The following is a 3846-nucleotide window of genomic DNA, read 5'->3' as shown; positions in this document are numbered from 1 at the left end:
CTCAATAAAAAGTTTAATCTCTTCGCTCAAATTACTTTGAGTCTTAATTTTAAGACGTCTAAAAGAATTGCTGGTTTATTTTACTTAACTTATTTTCTGTTCAATTTTCAAAGATCTTGTCGAACAAGCGACTTCTATATCTTAACATCCTTAGGAGTTATTGTCAACATTTTTTTTTATTGTTGTTAATAACTTGTTTTCCTCAAGAACATTGACTATTCTATCATAGCTTTCAGTACACAAATATAAATATATGCTATATATCTTAAATTATTCATTATTTCCTTATAATTTTAAACTTTTTCTTTATTTTATATATATTGATACTCCAGGATAAGTTTAAGAATACTTACATCACATTATATTGTATATTAGTATTTTACTTCCATTAATTATATTCTTCCATTAATTATATTATTGCTTATTATATATTATGTATTTCTAAATATCTTTTTATTTTACTATATAATATTTGTAATATTTGAATTTCAAAATAACTAAACTATAGAAATTTTAAAATATTAGTATTATAATATACTAGCAAAATGAATTTATCTATGCATCTATAGCTCAGTTGGATAGAGCGTTGGACTTCGAATCCAAGCGTCGGGGGTTCGAGCCCCTCTAGGTGCACCATTGTTACATTTTGTTAAATAAAATAGTGAAAGAATAAAAAATGAAAGAGTGAAAAAATTAAGGAAGAAATCCTTCGTATAACTTAAATTTAGTTTTGCAAAACAAAACACCTTTAACTTTTCACTCTTCACTCTTCACTAAAAAACCACTTTTCAATTTATATATATTTCATTATCATTGTAGAAATAGGCTCAACCTTAACTTTATTACCTTCTATATTATAAAGTCCATCCTCATTTATATTATTCTTATCTACTATTACCCTTAATTTATTATGATTTAATTTTACTTCTACTGGGTACTTATTAGAATTAAATATAATTACTATTTTCCCAATAGAGTCTCCTACTTTATTTCCATCAGCTATATAACCAACTATATTTTTTTCTGTAAAATTTTCTCCCATTTTTAAAAATTGAATACTTTCCTCTATCTCTTTTGATGAGTTCATTTTAAATACTTTGTGATCTTTCCTTAATTGAATTAAGCTTTTATAGTATTCGAATATATCTATATAAATTTCTTTTCTACTCCAATCGAATTTATTAACACTATCTGGTGATTTATAACTATTTTCTATTAAGTGTCCATTAGCATCTACTTTTGTCCTTAATATTTCATCTCCTGAATGTATAAAAGGAATCCCTTGAGATGTTAATACTATCGCTGCTGCCATTTTATTCATAGCAATTCTTTCTTTCTTTGTTGATAATGGCTTAGCTAAGGATAATTTATCCCATAAAGTATAATTGTCATGAGCTGATGTATATGTTATAACTTGATATGGTTCATTAGCCCAATAGTCATTTGAATAAATTACTCTATCATAATCTATGTCTTTATGTTTTACTGAAGCAACTATACCAAACTTTAAGCTCTCTTCAAAATCTATTCCACCATTTATAAAGCCACCTTTTTCTTTTTCGAAAACATCACCTTTTATCGCATCTCTTATGTCATCACTAAAAGCTCCTATTTGTAGATTTCCAAATTTTCTTATATTATTCTTAAGAGATAGCCTTTCATTAGATAATGGTGAATCACTAGCCTTCCATCCCTCACCATATATTAATATACCTCTATCTATTTTATTAAGCTCTTCCCTAATTACCTTCATTGTCTCAATATCATGAAGTCCCATTAAATCAAATCTAAATCCATCTATTTTATATTCATTTACCCAGTATTTTAATGAATCAACAATGAATTTCCTTACCATAATTCTTTCTGACGCAATTTCATTACCACATCCTGATCCATTTGAGAAACCACCATCATTATTTTGACGATAATAGTATTTAGGTACTATAGAATTAAAATTAGAATTTTCTGTATCTGCTGTATGATTATAAACTACATCCATAACTACTTTAAATCCAGACTCATGTAACTTCATTATTAATTCTTTAAATTCCTTTATTCTGACTTCACCTAAATAAGGATTAGTTGAATATGATCCTTCAGGAACATTATAATTTAATGGATCATAGCCCCAATTATATTCATTTTCATTAAATCGTCTCTCATCTACTGTTTTATAATCAAAGCTAGGTAGTAATTGTATAACATTCACTCCTAGTTCTTTTAAGTGGCTTAGCCCTGTTTTAATTTCAGTTCCTTTTATAGCAGAGTTATCCTGACAAATCCCTTTAAACTTTCCCCTTATTTCATTATCTATTCCTGAATTACTGTCTATAGTAAAATCCCTAACGTTCATTTCGTAAATTACTGCATCTAGTGAATTCTCTAAAACTGGCTTTTTATGACTTTCCCATCCATCAGGATTTGTTTTATTTAAGTCTATAATCATTCCCCTTTTCCCATTTACACCAACTGCTTTTGCATATGGATCTACAGCCTCATACTCTTTTCCATCTATATTTACTAAATAGTTATAGAATTCGCCGTCTAGATTTCCACTTATTTCAATTTCCCAAATTCCTTTTTCTCTGAGATCCATATTAACAGTTTTATTTGCTTTTGATTCATAATCATAGCCATCTTTTCCATACAAATTTATCTTTACATTCGCTGCTAAAGGTGCCCATAATCTAAACTTTGTTTTTGTAGATGAATATATAGCTCCAAGTTCACCATCATATCTATATAAGTCTTCAAATTCTATAGAGTCATAATTTTTATAGTTAAAATACATTATATCGCCTCCTTATTAGCTAATTATATTACAAAGTAATATTCTTTTTTATTTTTAGAAGTATGTTTGTATTTAAATACAAACTTAATATTAATTTCTTATGACTTTGTCTTATATTATATGATTTAAATATTAAACCCTTATATAAAAATAAGCCTTATATCTTGTAAATATGATATAAGGCTTATTTTTATATATTATACGATTTTTGTTCCATGTATTTCTTTAGCTTTCGTTTTTTCTATTACTAAATCCCTATTTTCCTTATTAATTCCAGCTCCTGGGACTATAATTATTCTATTATTAGCATACTCAATTAACTCTTTTAAGGTATCTAAATTATTTAATGCAGATATATTTCCACCCTTAGTTAATATTCTATCTACACCTAATTCAACTAATTCATCAATAGCTAATTTTTTATCCACTATTTCATCAAATGCCATGTGAAAAGTTATATTTAAATCTCCGCTAACTTCTTTTACCCTTTTCATAAAACTTGCATCAACTTTCCCATCCTCTGTTAATGCACCTATTACAATAGCATTTGCTCCTAAACTCCTACAAACTTCTATATCAGTATACATTATTTCCTTTTCTATACTGTTATAAATAAAATTACCACCCCTTGGTCTAATTATCACATTTATAGGTAAATTTATATTTTCTATCGTCTTTTTTATAGTCCCATAGCTAGGTGTTGTCCCACCTTCAAGTAAATTATCACATAGTTCTATTCTATTTGCCCCATTTGCTTCTGCTCTAACTGCATCTTCATAGCAACCCGTACATGCTTCAAATATCATAAACTCCTCCTAATCCCATTGAAATAATTAATAATAAATCCATCCACAATACATTAAAATTTATCCACATATTTAGTCATATTTCATGCTACACTTGTGGATTTTACATATTAATATATATTAATCAAGAAAAAAAATAAAGACAACTAACTTAAGTTGTCTTTTCTTTTGGAGCGGGTGATGAGAATCGAACTCACGTAACTTGCTTGGAAGGCAAGGGCTCTACCATTGAGCTACACCCGCATATTA

The 3846-nt window shown here is 27.6% G+C and carries 2 protein-coding genes and 2 tRNA genes; 1 reads left to right on the top strand and 3 read right to left on the bottom strand.

The window, feature by feature from the left end; translation table 11 throughout:
• Window positions 1-559 precede the first annotated feature (559 nt).
• A tRNA-Arg gene (locus I2E83_RS17860) sits at window positions 560-636 on the top strand.
• A 157-nt stretch (window positions 637-793) separates the two neighbouring features.
• On the opposite strand, the gene pulA is transcribed toward I2E83_RS17860, so the two are convergent.
• The 3 genes from pulA to I2E83_RS17845 form a co-directional block, all read right to left on the bottom strand.
• Window positions 794-2791, bottom strand: coding sequence for a type I pullulanase (pulA, locus tag I2E83_RS17855; protein WP_195431369.1), 1998 nt, complete (start codon window positions 2789-2791; stop codon window positions 794-796).
• A 197-nt stretch (window positions 2792-2988) separates the two neighbouring features.
• On the bottom strand, window positions 2989-3597 hold the full coding sequence (locus I2E83_RS17850) for a copper homeostasis protein CutC (RefSeq protein ID WP_195266928.1): 609 nt from the start codon (window positions 3595-3597) through the stop codon (window positions 2989-2991).
• A gap of 169 nt (window positions 3598-3766) precedes the next feature.
• A tRNA-Gly gene (locus I2E83_RS17845) sits at window positions 3767-3840 on the bottom strand.
• Window positions 3841-3846 lie beyond the last annotated feature (6 nt).

Origin of the sequence: Clostridium sp. D46t1_190503_E9 (assembly GCF_015555225.1) — a bacterium.
Taxonomy (GTDB): domain Bacteria; phylum Bacillota; class Clostridia; order Clostridiales; family Clostridiaceae; genus Clostridium.
Note: the sequence above shows the minus strand (reverse complement) of the source record. Positions and strands in the feature narration are given on the sequence as shown.